Annotated in this window: 18 protein-coding genes and 2 pseudogenes; 8 read left to right on the forward strand and 12 right to left on the reverse strand. The window is 66.6% G+C overall.

Features of this window, described 5'->3' with window-relative positions; translation table 11 throughout:
- The first annotated feature begins 54 nt into the window (after positions 1 to 54).
- Positions 55 to 639 (forward strand): TetR/AcrR family transcriptional regulator, encoded by a 585-nt coding sequence (locus NRB56_RS00645; protein ID WP_319942372.1) that lies wholly within the window; start codon positions 55 to 57, stop codon positions 637 to 639.
- 9 nt (positions 640 to 648) lie between these two features.
- Here NRB56_RS00645 and NRB56_RS00650 read toward each other — a convergent pair whose 3' ends face one another.
- The gene (locus tag NRB56_RS00650) at positions 649 to 1,056 is read right to left on the reverse strand and encodes a type II toxin-antitoxin system HicB family antitoxin (protein ID WP_319942373.1); all 408 of its coding nucleotides are present in this window, start codon (positions 1,054 to 1,056) and stop codon (positions 649 to 651) included.
- Positions 1,053 to 1,289: a type II toxin-antitoxin system HicA family toxin gene (locus tag NRB56_RS00655; RefSeq protein ID WP_153338549.1), complete on the reverse strand. Its 237-nt coding sequence runs from the start codon at positions 1,287 to 1,289 to the stop codon at positions 1,053 to 1,055. The genes NRB56_RS00650 and NRB56_RS00655 overlap by 4 nt, the downstream gene beginning before the upstream one ends.
- Positions 1,290 to 1,440: 151 nt before the next feature.
- On the opposite strand from NRB56_RS00655, the gene NRB56_RS00660 reads away from it, so the two are divergent.
- Positions 1,441 to 1,839 (forward strand): hypothetical protein, encoded by a 399-nt coding sequence (locus NRB56_RS00660; protein WP_153338550.1) that lies wholly within the window; start codon positions 1,441 to 1,443, stop codon positions 1,837 to 1,839.
- Positions 1,840 to 1,863: 24 nt separating this feature from the next.
- On the opposite strand, the gene NRB56_RS00665 is transcribed toward NRB56_RS00660, so the two are convergent.
- The 4 genes from NRB56_RS00665 to NRB56_RS00680 are packed head-to-tail and all read right to left on the reverse strand — an operon-like array spanning position 1,864 to position 5,342.
- Positions 1,864 to 2,943 carry an NAD(P)H-dependent flavin oxidoreductase gene (locus tag NRB56_RS00665; RefSeq protein ID WP_319942374.1) on the reverse strand — a complete coding sequence of 360 codons (1,080 nt, stop codon included), beginning with the start codon at positions 2,941 to 2,943 and terminating at the stop codon, positions 1,864 to 1,866.
- Positions 2,940 to 3,695, reverse strand: coding sequence for a CoA-transferase subunit beta (locus tag NRB56_RS00670; RefSeq protein WP_319942375.1), 756 nt, complete (start codon positions 3,693 to 3,695; stop codon positions 2,940 to 2,942). The genes NRB56_RS00665 and NRB56_RS00670 overlap by 4 nt, the downstream gene beginning before the upstream one ends.
- On the reverse strand, positions 3,692 to 4,576 hold the full coding sequence (locus NRB56_RS00675; RefSeq protein WP_153338551.1) for a CoA transferase subunit A: 885 nt from the start codon (positions 4,574 to 4,576) through the stop codon (positions 3,692 to 3,694). The genes NRB56_RS00670 and NRB56_RS00675 overlap by 4 nt, the downstream gene beginning before the upstream one ends.
- A 1-nt stretch (position 4,577) precedes the next feature.
- Positions 4,578 to 5,342, reverse strand: coding sequence for an enoyl-CoA hydratase family protein (locus NRB56_RS00680; protein ID WP_153338552.1), 765 nt, complete (start codon positions 5,340 to 5,342; stop codon positions 4,578 to 4,580).
- A 50-nt stretch (positions 5,343 to 5,392) separates the two neighbouring features.
- On the opposite strand from NRB56_RS00680, the pseudogene NRB56_RS00685 reads away from it, so the two are divergent.
- Positions 5,393 to 6,178: pseudogene (locus NRB56_RS00685) on the forward strand (SDR family oxidoreductase); the annotation flags it as partial.
- Between the two features lie 108 nt (positions 6,179 to 6,286).
- Positions 6,287 to 7,201: an SDR family oxidoreductase gene (locus tag NRB56_RS00690; RefSeq protein ID WP_153338957.1), complete on the forward strand. Its 915-nt coding sequence runs from the start codon at positions 6,287 to 6,289 to the stop codon at positions 7,199 to 7,201.
- Between the two features lie 83 nt (positions 7,202 to 7,284).
- On the opposite strand, the gene NRB56_RS00695 is transcribed toward NRB56_RS00690, so the two are convergent.
- Positions 7,285 to 8,040, reverse strand: coding sequence for an SDR family oxidoreductase (locus NRB56_RS00695; protein ID WP_153338553.1), 756 nt, complete (start codon positions 8,038 to 8,040; stop codon positions 7,285 to 7,287).
- Between the two features lie 106 nt (positions 8,041 to 8,146).
- Between NRB56_RS00695 and NRB56_RS00700 the strand changes: the two are divergent.
- Positions 8,147 to 8,299: pseudogene (locus NRB56_RS00700) on the forward strand (transcriptional regulator); the annotation flags it as partial.
- Between the two features lie 440 nt (positions 8,300 to 8,739).
- A complete protein-coding gene (locus NRB56_RS00705; protein ID WP_153338554.1) occupies positions 8,740 to 9,243 on the forward strand; it encodes a hypothetical protein in 504 nt (167 codons plus the stop codon).
- 572 nt (positions 9,244 to 9,815) lie between these two features.
- Here the strand turns inward: NRB56_RS00705 and NRB56_RS00710 are convergent.
- From NRB56_RS00710 to NRB56_RS00730, 5 genes are all read right to left on the reverse strand, one after another.
- The gene (locus tag NRB56_RS00710; RefSeq protein WP_153338555.1) at positions 9,816 to 10,130 is read right to left on the reverse strand and encodes a hypothetical protein; all 315 of its coding nucleotides are present in this window, start codon (positions 10,128 to 10,130) and stop codon (positions 9,816 to 9,818) included.
- A gap of 6 nt (positions 10,131 to 10,136) precedes the next feature.
- Entirely contained in the window at positions 10,137 to 10,739 is a 603-nt protein-coding gene (locus NRB56_RS00715; protein WP_227837035.1) for a hypothetical protein, read from the reverse strand.
- Entirely contained in the window at positions 10,736 to 11,029 is a 294-nt protein-coding gene (locus NRB56_RS00720; protein WP_153338556.1) for a hypothetical protein, read from the reverse strand. Before NRB56_RS00720 ends, NRB56_RS00715 begins: the two co-directional genes overlap by 4 nt.
- Positions 11,030 to 11,309: 280 nt before the next feature.
- The gene (locus NRB56_RS00725; RefSeq protein ID WP_319942376.1) at positions 11,310 to 11,966 is read right to left on the reverse strand and encodes a histidine phosphatase family protein; all 657 of its coding nucleotides are present in this window, start codon (positions 11,964 to 11,966) and stop codon (positions 11,310 to 11,312) included.
- Positions 11,967 to 12,409: 443 nt separating this feature from the next.
- On the reverse strand, positions 12,410 to 12,802 hold the full coding sequence (locus NRB56_RS00730; protein WP_153338557.1) for a hypothetical protein: 393 nt from the start codon (positions 12,800 to 12,802) through the stop codon (positions 12,410 to 12,412).
- Positions 12,803 to 12,923: 121 nt separating this feature from the next.
- Here NRB56_RS00730 and NRB56_RS00735 point away from each other — a divergent pair, with 121 nt between their 5' ends.
- A complete protein-coding gene (locus tag NRB56_RS00735) occupies positions 12,924 to 13,523 on the forward strand; it encodes a DUF6879 family protein (RefSeq protein ID WP_227837037.1) in 600 nt (199 codons plus the stop codon).
- On the forward strand, positions 13,520 to 14,359 hold the full coding sequence (locus tag NRB56_RS00740; RefSeq protein ID WP_319942377.1) for a helix-turn-helix domain-containing protein: 840 nt from the start codon (positions 13,520 to 13,522) through the stop codon (positions 14,357 to 14,359). The genes NRB56_RS00735 and NRB56_RS00740 overlap by 4 nt, the downstream gene beginning before the upstream one ends.
- Positions 14,360 to 14,462: the final 103 nt, after the last annotated feature.

Genomic DNA, 14,462 nt, shown 5'->3' on the forward strand with positions numbered 1-14,462 from the left:
TGGAACGATCGGTTCAATCAACAGATCGGTTCATTCCAGGGAGAGGAGCACGACGTGGCGACGGCCGGCCCGCGAGCCCGACTGCTCACGAACACGATCGCCACGGTGCAGGAGCACGGTGTGCACGCCGCCGGACTCAACGAATTGCTCAAGCGCAGCAACGCCTCTCGCAATTCGCTGTACCAGCACTTTCCGGCCGGCAAGTCCCAATTGGTGGAGGCCGCGGCCCGCATCGTCGCCCGCGTCGTGTACTCGCACGTGAGTTCCACCGCCGACGCTCTGCAGACCGCCGCGTCCCCCGAACAATGGCTCGACCAACTCTTCGCCTTCTGGCGGATCCCCCTGGAGGTCAGCGACTATCGCGAGGGCTCGTTCATGATGGCCGCCGCCCTCGACGAACTCGACCCCGACGTCCAATCCGTAGCCGGCCACGCCTTCGCCGAATGGACCGCCCGCCTCGCCGACGGCCTGATGGCCGCCGGCATCGACCAGGCCCCCGCCTGCGCCATCGCGGGCCTACTGCTCTCGGTCATCGAAGGCGCCATCGTCCAGAGCCGAGCCCTGAAATCCACCCGCCCCTTCGACGACGCCCGAACCCAACTGTCCCTACTCCTCAACCACCACCTGGACCGCCGCTGAGGGCGTCGATCAGCCCGCGCGCCCGGTGATCTGCGAGACCCGTTGCGGGCTGATGCCGAGGATCATCGCCGTATCGCGCACGCCCATACCGTGTTCGGTCAGCAATCGCACCGCGTCGGCCGTTCTTTGCGCCGCCTCGGCGGCGAGAGTGTCGGCACGAGCGCGAAGTTTGCGTACTGTCAGGGCGGTGGCGTCGATCAGGCGGTCGCCGGTATCGAAGGACCAATCGAGCTGCAACTCCGCCAAGTTTTCGTCCGGCAAATCCTCGGCCAGGACGATCACCTCGCGCACCGATTGCTCCAGGCCGGACAAGCTTCTCGAGAAGGTGTGCGCGCCGGACAGTTCGGGAACGTCGGCCAGCCAGTTCTTTCCCTCGCGGGTCACCACGACCAGATAGGTTCGGTCGACGTCGTTCACTGGCGTTCTCCTCTCAGCCATCCTGATCCGAATGCGGGCGTGAGGTCGCGTTCGATCGCTCTCAGCGTTCCGATCGGTATGTCGCCCGAATGTTGGGGCACGGTTGTGTAAGCGGTGGCCTGCTGTCCGCTGTCTAGCTCATAGACAATTTTGTACCGTCTATGTGATCCTACCTGTCGGACAGATATCCCGCCAAGCTGCTCTATTCGCCGATTCACCCCTCTAGCTTCCATGGCGCATGTCTACATGTTCGGAGATGAGGTCATCAAATGGGTAGACGGATTTCGAGCGTGTTGTCTGGTGCGTCGGAAAAGCGGTCTGTTATGAAGTTCGCAGCAGTGGTGTGGAAGCGGCGGTGGCTGTGGGCCGAGGAGATGAATACCGATGTCGGATGGCGACATTCGTGCTGTGGCGATCGAGCGGATCGCCAGATTGTCCTACGCGGACTGGAAGACGCAGCACGATCGCGGCGTGGGGTACGACGGGGAAGGCGGTGCGGCGCCGGAATGGGCGGATGCGCCGGGTGATTCGGGGCCGAAGCTCGCCTTCTTGACGGCGGCGGGGGAGAGTGTCGACGCCATCGGTGATCTGCTCGGGCCCGGCGAGACGGTGGTGCGGTTGCTTCGCGACCTCATCGATCCGATCCCGTGCCGGCGCGACGAGCGCGGGGTCTGCCGGGCGCACGGGCAGGTGCCGGCGGGGCCGGACCGGCTGTGCCCGCACGACGAGGCCAAGCGGTGGCTCGCCGATCATCGGCCGGACGGGGATGCCGGCGAGCGTTGATCGGCGAGCCGGGTGGCGCGGTGTTCAGCCCGTGGGCGCGGTGGTGCGCAGCGCGGCCATGGCGTCGATGCGGGCCACCGCGTCGGTGACGATGTGGTCGATCAGTTCGGCGACGGTGGGGAGGTCGTCGATGATGCCGGTGACCTGGCCGGCGGCCAGGACGCCCGCCTCCGTATTGCCCTCCACCAGACCGGCTTTCAAGAGCATGGGGGTGTTGGCGGCCATGATGACCTGGGACCAGGTGAGGTCCTTGGTCTTTCGCATGGCGAGGCCGTCGCGGATCAGGGCGGACCAGGTCATGCCCGACATGCTCTTGAACCGGGCGGCGTTGGCGACGGCGGCGGTCAGGCCGCGCCAGTTGCCCGAATTCTCCAGGCGGGCGACCAGTTCCGTGTTCAGGACGCGGTGCGGCATGCCGTCCACCTTGAGCGAGACGACGGTGTCCTGGAGGCCGCGGCCCAGGTACTCCTGTTTGATCGCGTCGGGGACGGTGCTCTCCCGGGTGAGCAGGAAGCGGGTGCCCATCGCGACGCCGGCGGCGCCGTAGGACAGGGCGGCGGCCAGGCCGCGGCCGTCGAAGAAACCGCCCGCGGCGACCACCGGGATGTCGACGGCGTCCAGGACCGAGGGCAGCAGCAGGGTGGTGGCGACCGGGCCAGTGTGGCCGCCGCCCTCGCCGCCCTGCACGATCACGGCGTCGGCGCCCCAGGCGGCCACCTTCACCGCGTGCTTGGCGGCGCCGATCGACGGGATTACCACCACGCCCGCGTCTTTCAGGCGTGCGATCAGCTCCTGCTTGGGGGCCAGGGCGAACGAGGCCACCTTCACCTGCTCGCGGATCAGCAGTTCGATGCGCTCGGTGGCGTCGGTGGCGTCGGCGCGGATGTTCACGCCGAACGGTTTGCCGGTGTGCGCCTTGGTCTTCGCGATCGCCGCCTCGAGTTCGGCGAACGTCATGGTGGCGGAGGCGAGGATGCCGAGGCCGCCGCCGGCCGCGGTGGCGGCCACCAGGCGAGGGCCGGCCACCCAGCCCATGCCGGTCTGCACGACGGGATGTTCGATGCCGACCAGATCGGTGAGCGGGGTGCGCAGCCGGGCGGTCACGCCGAGACCTCCTTCTCGCGAAGTCCCTTGGGATCCAGCACCGTCCGGATCAGGCGCAGTTCCTCCTCGGTGGGCCACCGGGTGGTTTCGGCGGTGGCGAGGTCCGCGACCTCGAAGGAGGTGTTCGCGGCGACGTCCTCGGCGGTGACGCCGGGATGCAGCGACAGTGCGCGCAGGGTGTGGTCCGGGCCGCCGAAGTCGAACACGCCCAGATTGGTCACCACCCGGTGCAGGTGGTGGAACCGGAACGCCGGATTGGTGGAATCGACCTTGTCGTAACCGATCCCGGAGACGATGTCGACCCGGTCGGTGAACACCCGGGTGGTGTGCCGGGGCACGAAATAGCTGGTCGGGTGGTTGATCGTATTGCCGGGAGCGCCACGCACGCCGAACATCTGGCGCTTGGGGCGCTGCAACGGGCCGAAGGCCGAGAGGTTCTGGTTGCCGTGGCGGTCGATCTGGTTGGCGCCCATGACGACATGGCGGCGGCCGGATGCGACGACATCGAAGACCCTGCCGAACGGGATCCAGCCCTCGACGGGGGCCTTGCCGCCCAGGGCGGGGGTTTCGGCCAGGAACAGCGCCTCGCCGTCGGAGATCAGCAGATCCGGTTCGAAGGTGAGCCGGGCCAGCCGCGCGCCGACGGTCGGCGTCGGCGACATCGGGCTGGCCATGATCTCGCCCGCGCCGCGGAAGATCTCGGCGCAGGCGACCGCGCACACCTCGGCGCGGGTGACGGTGCTGGTGCTCACAACTGTGTCCTCTCCTCGGCGAAAGTGCGGACGGCCGACTGATATTCGGCCTCGGAGACGTCCAGGTACCGGGCCTTGAACTCGGCCCACGACTCGGGGGTCGCGGCGGCGGCCACGTAGTGGCGCTGGAACCGTTCGTCGCGGCCGTAACTGCCGGAGAAGGTGAAGTGCGCGCCGCCGGGCGCCTCGACCACACCGTCGACCATCATCCGATTGAGGATGATCGCTTGCTGCGGAACGGCTTTCACCAGCTCCTCGGTCTCCACCACGCGGTCCACCGACAGGTAGCGGCGTTCGGCGGCGAGGCAGAACAGATCGTCCATGTAGGGATCGACGCCGGTGTAGGCGGCGTTGCCGTGCTTGTCACCGAGATCGAGGTGGACGAAGGCGGCGTCGAGATTCAGCGCGGGCATGGCGATCAGGGTTTCGGTGCGCCCCTCGGCATCCGGATAGGGGGACTGCACGGTCCGTAGTTCGCCGTCCCAGAAGTTCACCACGTCGGAACCGAGTCCGGCGCGGATCGGCAGGAACGGCAGCCGGGCCGCGGCGGCCTGCAGGCCGCACTTCACCATGCCCTCGTCCATCTCCCGGGCCACGATCTCGCCGCCGGTGCGGGCCGCGGCGAACCAGGGATCGTAGAACGGCGCCGAATCCAGGGACACGAAGCCGTAATACGCCTTGCGGACCTTCCCGGCCGAGCACAGCAGGCCGAGATCGGCGCCGCCGTAGGTGACCACGGTGAGGTCGGTGACGTCGGAGCGCAGGATCGCGCGCACGAAGGCCAGCGGCTTGCGCCGCGAACCCCAGCCGCCGATCCCGATGGTCATACCGCTGCGCAGGCCGGAGACGGCCTCTTCCAACGAGATTCGCTTGTCCCGCATATCACTTCCCCGCCTTCCTGGACGCCAGGTCCGCGTCGAACCGGGCGCGGATCTCGTCGGCCACCCCGGCCAGATTCAGTTCGAAGGTGAAACCCTGCTCGTATCGGTAACTCCGGTGTACGTCCTGGGTGTCGATCCCGTTGAGCGCGCGCTTGGCGGCCCGGATCACCCGGCCGTCCTTGGCGGCGATGTTCTTCGCCACTTCCAGTGCGGCGGCGTCCAATTCGGCGCGCGGCACCACCTTGTACACCGAGCCGAAGTGGTGCAGCTGCGCGGCGGTGACGGTGCCGGCGGTGAAGAACAGGGTGCGCATGAGGTGCTGCGGCACCAGCCGGGACAGGTGGGTGGCCGCGCCGAGGGCACCGCGCTCGACCTCCGGCAGCCCGAAGGTGGCGTCGTCGGCGGCCACGATCACGTCCGCGTTGCCGACCAGTCCGATGCCACCACCGAGGCAGAAGCCCTGCACCGCCGCCACGACCGGCACCTCGCAGTCGTACACCGCGCCGAACGCCGCGTAGCAGCCGGTGTTGTGATCGATCAGGGTCTGATGCCCGGGGTTGCGCTGGATCTCCTTGATGTCCACGCCGGCGTTGAAACCGCGGCCCTCCGCCCGCAACACCACGACCTTGGTCTCGGGATCGCGACCGGCCTCGCGGACCGCGTCGGCGAGTGCGAACCAGCCCGCCGCCGGAAAGGCGTTGACCGGCGGGAAGTCGATCGTGACGACCTCGATCCCCGAGGTCTCGGTGTGACGGTTGATCCCCATCGCATGTCCATTCGTTGGCCAAACAAGCAAGTGCTTGGTAGGTTAGCACGGTGGCAATCGAAGTGGATCTCTCCGGATCCGTCGCCCTCGTCACCGGTGGGGTGCGGGGCGTGGGAGCGGGCATCAGCCGGGTCTTCCTGGAGGCCGGGGCGACCGTCGTGACCTGCGCGCGCCGCCCGCCGGAGGCGCCGGTCACCGGCGTCGGCGGCACGGCGGAGTTCCTGCCGTGCGACGTGCGTGACGCCGGCGCGGTGCAGGAACTGGTCGAGGCGATCGTGGCGCGGTACGGCCGCCTCGACCACGTGGTCAACAATGCCGGCGGCGCCCCCTTCGCGCCGACGGCGACCGCGAGCCCGAACTACCACGACAAGATCGTGCAACTGAATCTGATGGCGCCGCTGTGGGTTTCGCGGGCCGCCAACGCGGTCATGCAGCAGCAGCCGACCGGCGGCTCGATCGTGATGATCTCCAGCGTGTCCGGGCACCGGCCCTCCCCGGCCAGTGCGGCGTACGGCGCGGCCAAGGCCGGGCTGGACAGCCTGGTCGGGTCGCTGGCCGTCGAATGGGCGCCCAAGGTCCGGTTGAATTCGGTGATCGTCGGGATGGTGCGCACCGAGAACAGTCATCTGCACTACGGCGACGAGGCGGGCATCGCCGCCGTCGCCGACACCGTGCCGCTGCGCCGGCTGGCCACTCCCGAGGACATCGGCCGCTGCGCGGCGTTCCTGGCCTCACCGCTGGCCGGCTATGTCACCGGCGGCACGCTGCTGGCGCACGGCGGCGGTGAGCGTCCGGCGTTCCTGGACGCCGCGACCGCGGGCAATGTGGAGACCGCCGGGCAGCGAACCGGAACCGCTTCGCGCACAGCCCCGATCGCTTCGCGTAGAGACATCCGATCAGCGCCCGACCACGCGGCGGGCACGAGGGAAACGAGAACAGCCGAGATGACCGAGAACACCCTGTTGTGCGCCGGGCGCACCGTCATCGTGACCGGCGCGGGCCGCGGCATCGGCCGCGCGCACGCGCTGGCCTTCGCCGCCGCGGGCGCCAACGTCGTGGTCAACGACCTCGGCGCCGAACTGGACGGCGCGCCCAGCGCCGATTCGCCTGCGGCACAAGTGGTCGCGGAGATCGAGGCTATGGGCGGCCGGGCCGTCGTGAACGGGGACGACGTCGCCGACTGGGACGGGGCGAAACGGCTGATCGCCCAGGCCGTGTCGGCCTTCGGCGGTCTCGACGTCCTGGTCAACAACGCGGGTATCGTCCGGGATCGGATGCTGGTCAATCTCGGTGAGGACGAATGGGATTCGGTGATCCGCGTCCACCTCAAGGGTCACTTCGCCACCATGCGGCATGCCGCCGAGTATTGGCGCGGCGAGTCGAAGGCGGGGCGTCCGGTCGCCGCCCGCATCGTCAACACCAGCTCCGGCGCGGGCTTGCAGGGCGCCGTCGGCCAGGGCAACTACGCCACCGCCAAGGCGGGTATCGCCGCGCTGACCATCACGGCGGCAGCGGAATTCGGCCGCTACGGCATCACCGTGAACGCCATCGCGCCCAGCGCGCGCACCCGGATGACCGAGACGGTCTTCGCCGAGACCATGGCCCGCCCGGACGAGGGCTTCGACGCGATGGCCCCGGAGAACATCTCGCCGCTGGTGGTCTGGCTGGGCAGCGCCGAATCGGCCGACGTGACCGGCCGCATGTTCGAGGTCGAGGGCGGCAAGGTGGCGCTGGCCGACGGCTGGCGGCACGGCATCCCGGTGGACCGCGGCGCGCGCTGGGAGCCCGCCGAACTGGGCGCCGCGGTCCGGGATCTGATCGCGAAATCCGCTCCGCCGGAAGCAGTTTACGGGGCCTGAGGCGCGCGTCCCCGGCCGCAGCGGCGGATAGGTCGGTCGTCCGCCGCCGCCGGGAGGGCCGGCTGCGGCGGACATCGAGCCGCCTACCAGGGCAGCGGACCGTATTCCACACCCCCGGGCTCGCCCCAGAGGTGTCCGGTGAACTGCCCGCTGGGGCCGCCCGCGGGCCCGGTGAGCACCGCCACGATCGGTTCCGCACCCTGCGCCGCGGTGCGGAAACCGCTGTGGCCGTTGAAATCCGTGGCGGTGTACCCGGGATTGACCGCGTTCACCCGGATCGGGGTGTCCCACAACTCCTTCGCGTACTGCGCCGTGATCATGTTCAGCGCGGTCTTGGAGGTCGGGTAGGGGATGGCCGCCATCGGCCACATCGGGCCCGTGGGGTCGGTGGCCATCGTGAGCGAACCGACCTCGCTGGACACGTTCACGATGCGGGCCGCCGGGGCGCGCCGCAGCAGCGGCAGCATCGCGTTGGTGACGGCGACGACGCCGAAGACGTTGGTCTCGAAGACCTCCCGGAGCGTGCCGAGCGTGGTCGTGGACGGCTTGCCGTCGCCCTCGAAGGCGCCGGCGATCCCGGCGTTGTTCACCAGCACGTCGAGCGCGCCGAACTCGGCCTCGACAGCGGCCGCGGCCGCGGCGACGGACTGCGCGTCGGTCACGTCCAGCGGTACGAACCGGGCGTCCGCGCCGCCGGCCCGTAGTTTCGCGACGGCGGTCTCGCCACGCTTGGGGTCACGCGCGCCGACCAGCACGGTGAAGCCGTGTTCGGCCAGCTGTCGGGCGATTTCGTAGCCGATGCCCTTGTTGGCACCGGTGATCAGAGCTGTTCGGTTCATGCCCCCACTGTTCGCGCCGAGTCCGCCGGGTGGGAGGACCGATCTGTACCACCCAGCGCCGCTCGCGATAGCCGACACTGGAACGGACACCGCCCGGCCGAAGGGAATGCCGATGAGCGATCGAGCCGAACTCGCGGCCTTTCTGCGCACCCGCCGTGCCCGGCTGCGCCCGCCCGACGTCGGCCTGCCGCAGCTCGGAAACACCAGGCGCACACCGGGCCTGCGCAGGCAGGAGGTGGCCCAATTGGCCGGGGTGACATCTCGGTTACGCACTCCTTAAAACTGTCCTCTTATGGAGCGCGGCAGGTGAAGGCTTCGGGCATGGGTGCGTAGGGCATTGGTGTGTCTTTGCAGGTAGGTGCGATTTGACTGTCGGTCTGAAGTATTGGGTGGCAAGCCATCCCGCTGAGGGATGGTGCGGCAGCGCATGATCATGGTGCAGAATTCAGGTGTGCGGGGCGGTAGGGTGTGCAAAGATTAAGTAGTCACTCGTACGGTGCGACCAAGGGGAGGCGGGGCTATGGAGCGTGCGACGGTCTACCGCTGGAACATCCGTAATGGCACTGGGGTGTTGACTCGACCAGATGGCTCACTGGCGTGGTTCCACTTGTCCACTGTGGACAAAGGGGACGTCTTGGCGCTGCGAGAGGGTGATCGGGTCGATGCTGAGATCGAGAATGTTCCACAGGGGGACTACGAATGTCGAGCCGTATCCGTGCGCAGGCACGTCGAGTAATCATCGTATTGACAGCGCTTTTTTCATGCGCAGTAGCATTTCTCGCGCCGATGCAGCGTGCTGCTGCGGAGCCGGGACAATGGCCGGGGCAGTATCATTACCACCTGAACGATACTAGCTACCGATATGACGGAATTCACGGCAGCTTTACGGGCGATGTAGTCTATGCTGTTCAGAGCCCTGCGGGCGGCAATCGATTGATCTGGTCGCTGAGGTTGTCGCCGTACGTGCAATCCTTGGTTCAAGGACCGATGTCGTGTGGTGCTTCGGTGTGGGGCAAGCCGGGCTATCATGATTTCCATCCGTCAATCCCGGCTGATTACTGGTGGCATTCGGCCGTGACCGCTCTCCAGTTGGATACCACGTACACGCTGTATGCGAAATGCGACTTCACCGCTATCAATGGCTATACCACCGCACCCGGCAATGTGCAGTACACCGTTGAATTTACGCTACATTCTAGTTAAACGCAGGCCAGTTCTGTCCCTACGTCTCCGGATTCATGTTCTCTATTCGTCATGGTCGGACTATGCGATGAATTATTAGAGCGCTTGTGTTAAGCGACAAGGCGCGCGGCGGCTCACGGTTGTGGTGGTTCGGTTCCCGCTTCTGGTCCTGTGCCGGGGTGCCCGCCCGGGAGCGGAGCGGGAGGGCGGGCGACCCGGGCGGCGCGCTTGCGCGCCGCTCTTGATTCTGTAGAGAGAAATTCGGCAACTTCTTCTTTGTTGGGTTCCGGTCTTCTTCCCCCTTTTTCTTTTCTTTCCCGGTTCCCAACTTCTCTGTCTGCCACAAGTATTCAAGCTTGTGGCCTTCTTCGCGTTGGCGATTCTGACCGGACAGCCCGCCCGGTCCGCGACGCGACCCGGCAGGCACCTCCAGGCGGAGGGTTCCAGGATCGGGGTCACCGAATCCGCCGCAAGCGGGTGCGGACAGCAAGAACCCCCGGTGCCTCGAGGAGACTGCTCGATCTGGCATCGGGGGTTCTGCCGTTCCCGGCACTGCGGAGGGGGACTGAGCGGACTGAGCAATGCGGGACGTTCTACAGGTGGGCGGCGATCACGGCTGTGTCGGCGGTGCTGAGTCCGTGGCCGCAGGCGTCGGTGGCGCAGGTGCGGATACCGCTGCGTTCGAGGATCGCGAGGAGACTGGTGTTCTGCTGCGCGGCGAGTTCGGTGGCTGTGGCGTGTAGCGCGATGGCGGCCATGTGGACCACGGCGGCGGGTTCCTCGCGTAGCAGCGCCCAGCCGTCTTCTTGGGGGTGTTCGGCCAGTTGCAGGAGCAGGGCTGCGGCGCGGCGGTGGAGGTAGGACATGTGGTTGTCGTGCAGGACAGCGACGGTGGTTGCGGTGGTCATGGTCGTTTACCGTTGGGTCGCCGGCGGGGCGGGTTGGGCGTGGCAGGTGTAGCTGTGGTGTTTGATCTGGCCGTGTCCGCATCCGTCGCAGTACCGGATTTCGGTGGACAGCCAGTTGGTGAACCATTCCGGGATGGCGGCGCGAGCGTCCTCGGGCAGTTCGTACCATGCGACGCTCCAGGGGCGGCGGCAGTTGTCGCAGTCGTACCCGAGGTCGGTTTCGATGGTTTCCAGGGTGCTGCGGTGCTGGCGGTCGCCGCTGACGACCTCGAAGATCCGGGGGCCTGTGCCAGGTTTGCGTTTGGTCGGCGTGACGGGTCGGAGGATGGCGGTGGTGGGGCGGGCGATGAGTTCGCCGTGTCCGGTGTCGCAGAGGTGGATTTCGACGGTGGTCCACCAGGGGAGCACGGGTTCGGTGAGGGTGTAGACGGTGACGGTGTGGTAGTCCTCCTCGCGGCTGGTGGGTGTCTTGCAGGTCTCGTTGACGCAGGGCCGGTAGGTGTCCGCGGCGACCGCGTGCAGTGGCATGGGTGACAGTTCCCCGGCGACGGTGATGCCGAGGAACATTCGAGCCGGGTCGGAGACGGCGGTGAGGGTCTGGCCGGTCATCGGCGGGTGAGTCCTTCCAGTGTCGCGAGTAGTTCGGCGGTGCCGAGCGTGAGCATCGGGGCGGCGCGTTCGTGCGCCGGTGACAGGTGGATGCCCCGGCGGGCGGCCCGTTCATACAGGGGCATTGTTTGCGGGACGACTTTGCCTGCGAGAACAAGGATTTGGAGGGCGGCGCGTTTGACGACGCAGGTGTGCGGGGTGCAGGCGCGGTGCTCGCGCCACAGCCGGTGGGCCTGGTCGACGTCGGTGTGCGCGCACACGGACAGTGCGGCGGTGGGTAGTGCGGTCACGATTTCCCCAAGAGCGATGGATCGGTGGTGGAACACCCCGGCGGTACCCGGCTGGGTGAAGGGCGGCACCATAGGGCCGGGTACCGCCGGGGCTTCGATCCCCGTGCCGCACGGGAAACGGGTTGTGCGACACAGGTTTCCGGTGAGAGGAAGGGTTCCGGGTGCGGACCGGTCTGCGTCCGGTTCGCGGGTTGGCCGTCCGGAACCCGTTGACCTCTCCCCGGGTTTCCCGGCCCGCACTGGTGTGCAGTGAGGGAGCGGGCCGGGAAGTGTGGAAAGTTCAGTCGAGATGGCGAGTGTCGTTGTGGCACAAGAGATTCCAGCGCATATAGCCGTCACGGGTGTCGGTGCGGCGCAGTGCTGCGTATTGCCAGATGGTGACGCCGGTGTAGTCCACGCTGAACGTGATATTCGCGCGTGCCCAGGGCAGCAGGGAGAGGAAGTTCATCGCGGCGGCGATGACGGTTTCGCGGTGGGCGACTACGGCGACGGTTTTGCCGGGGTAGCGGCGCACGAGGTCGGCGAGATCTTGTCCGGTGCGCCGCTGGAAGGCGGTCCAGGGTTCGGCACCCGGGGCGATGGGCCGATCCGGGTGCAGGGCGGGTGCGTCGCCGAATCCGGTGATGATCTCCGGCCACGGCCGACCCTCGCCCTTGCCGTAGTCCGGTGCCGACAGGGCGGGAATCACCGGCTTATCGAGGGCGATGGCGAGGATTTCGCCGGTCTGCCTCGCGCGGGCAGCGTTACTGCTGTAGACGGCGGCGATCGGGTATTCCTGTTGGCTGGCAAGGTGTTTCGCCAGCCGTTCCGCCTGCTGGCGTCCCCGGTCGGTCAGTCCTCGGCAGGTACGGACGCCGGCGGCAACATCATCGACGTTGGCGTGCGCTTCGCCGTGGCGTACGAGTATCAGGCGGGTGGGAGCCTGGTCGTCTGTCACTGTCGTTTCTCCTGGAAGTGTGAAAAAGGTGGGTAGCCCCCGCCCCGAGCACGGTCGAAAACCGGGGGCTACCCGTTCTCCCCGGTTCAGCGGCCCTGAATCCTTACGCCGACCGGGAAGTCATCGGGTTCCTGAATCTCGCGCGTTGCAGGGGTTATCGCCGTCCCCTAATCGCTTGTTCCGCAATAGATTTCAGCTTTCCGGACGGCTGTAGCGTCGTCCGGGTGCGATTCGGCCATGTGAACGACACGAACATCACACCGGTGCATACGACCACGATTGCCGCCAGCCCGACCAGAGTCACCATCTAGAGCCTCGCGTCGCGCTGAGAGGAGCCTCGAAACCGTCCTCGGCGGAGTGGATTAATCGGCAAGTTGCCTGAGTCCTCCGCCGCCTAGTACCCACTGTTGGCGGAACGCCGTGCCGTAGAACGAATTCCGTGATCATCGCTGTACGCGCTCGGTCCAGTCGGACAGTCCGTCGGCGGAGACGAACGTTCGGCCGATGCTGCATCCGGATGGACGGAAGTTCACCTGCATCGTATGAGTGATCAGCGATTCTTCGCGGATCTCGTCCCATAGGGCCGAATACTGCGGAAGCCACTCGCGCACCTGGTCGATACTCGGACGTTGGTGCGGTTGAGGCCCGAAGGCGATGTGCCCATCGGGCAGCCCCGGTATCGAGTTATTCGGCCACCGGATCGCCGGGAACACCGATTCCGGGTCGTTCATGTGCATGATCTGAGGGACGCCGCCGGTCGGGATCTCCCACATGGCCGACAGCGGACCCTTTGCCGTGCGAAACAATATCCGTTCCGAACTTCTGGACACGATCATGGTGTTTCCCCTGCCTGCCTCCGATGTCTGGAAGAGCACCCGTGGCGTGGCGTCAATGCCACGGGTGCCAAGTCCGACGCTACGAGGAGGTGAGCAGGATCAACCATAGGTATGCACAGGTATGCACGAAGTCGGCCATCAGGCCGCCGGGGCGATTGAACGAGAGGACAATGGCGAGCGACCGAGAATTCTGGTGCATAGAAGGGGTATCCCAATGCTGCGACCCGAAGACAGTTTCGAGGTGTGGCGCAACATGTTTCGTGACCTTCACGGCTCGGCGTTTCACCTCGAAGTCCGGGACGAGTACCACGTACCGGCCGAAGACGAACGCCTACAGCGGTTCCTGCGGGGAGTACCGACGCCGACGCCGTGGTTGCCATGGCACGACCTCGTTCGCGAAACCGTCGAACGCGGCGTTGCGATGCAGCGCCTACGGGTCGTGACGGTCCCGCACTCGGACTATCAACGGTGGCTGTTGTCGGTCGCCGGGCGTGGGATCGAGGCTGGCGAAGACATCCGGTATCTGCCCCGACATCTCGCGGGAGAGGTTCCGCCGGACGACTGGTGGTTGATGGATGACCGAGTGGTGTTCAACCTGGTCGACGCGGCAGGGGCTCCCGCCGGCCTGGCGGTGTCCGAGGACCCACACATCGTCGGATACTGCCGCACAGTCCGGACTCGGCTCTGGGGCCTGGCAACCCCATACGCGGAATACCTGTGAACGGCAGCTATTTCGAGGCACGGGAAGCTCTCGGGGCGCGTCTTCGAGAGCTTCGCCAACTAGCAGGGCTCTCGGGTGCCGACCTAGCCCGGCTGTGCGGCTGGCATCAAACCAAAGTGCCGAAGTTGGAGTATGGCCGGATCAAGCCGTCGCCGGACGACATCCGGGCGTACTGCACTCATTGTGATACAGCGGACGAGTTGCCGGATCTGCTGGCGTCGCTGAATACGCTCGAACTGGCGTACCTGGAGGTCAAGAAGTCGCTCAGTATCGGCACGCGGCGGCGGCAACGAACCGTGCTGCGTCAAGCCGAGCAGGCGGAGATCATCCGGATATTCAGCCCGAACCTCGTGCCTGGGTTCCTACAGACAGCCGAGTACGCAAGGGCGATACTCGCCGAAGTGGTTGAGTTCTACCAGGTGCCGAACAACGACATCGACGAAGGCGTATCCATTCGCCTGGAGCGGCAACAACTGTTGTACAAGCGAGAACACCGCTTTCACTTCCTGATCGGTGAGGCAGCGCTTCACACCCGAGTCGGGGACGATGCTGTCATGCTCGGACAGTTGGACCGGCTTTTAGCAGTCGTCGGTCTACCGAGAGTCGTTGTCGGGATGATCCCGTTCAGGGGTGCCCCAGCGCTGCAAACCACGAACTTCACCATGTACGACAATCGGGTCGTGAACGTCGAAGCAGTGACGGCCGAACTGACCGTGACCCAACCTCGTGAGATCGCTTTGTACGGGCGAGCATTCGACCTGCTCGCCTCGAAGTCGGTGATTGGAGAGCACGCCAGGGCGCTCATCTGTGCCGCCCTGGACGACTTGGCGCACTAGTTCGGCTATCTAAGGTGATGAGGTCTGTTGAGGCGTAGCCAAATGCGTGTGAGGTTCGTCACCTTCGCGGCCGGGCTCCGGTAAGTTCACTGCGGCTCATATA

The organism is Nocardia aurantia, from assembly GCF_009604425.1.
Taxonomy (GTDB): Bacteria; Actinomycetota; Actinomycetes; order Mycobacteriales; family Mycobacteriaceae; genus Nocardia; species Nocardia aurantia.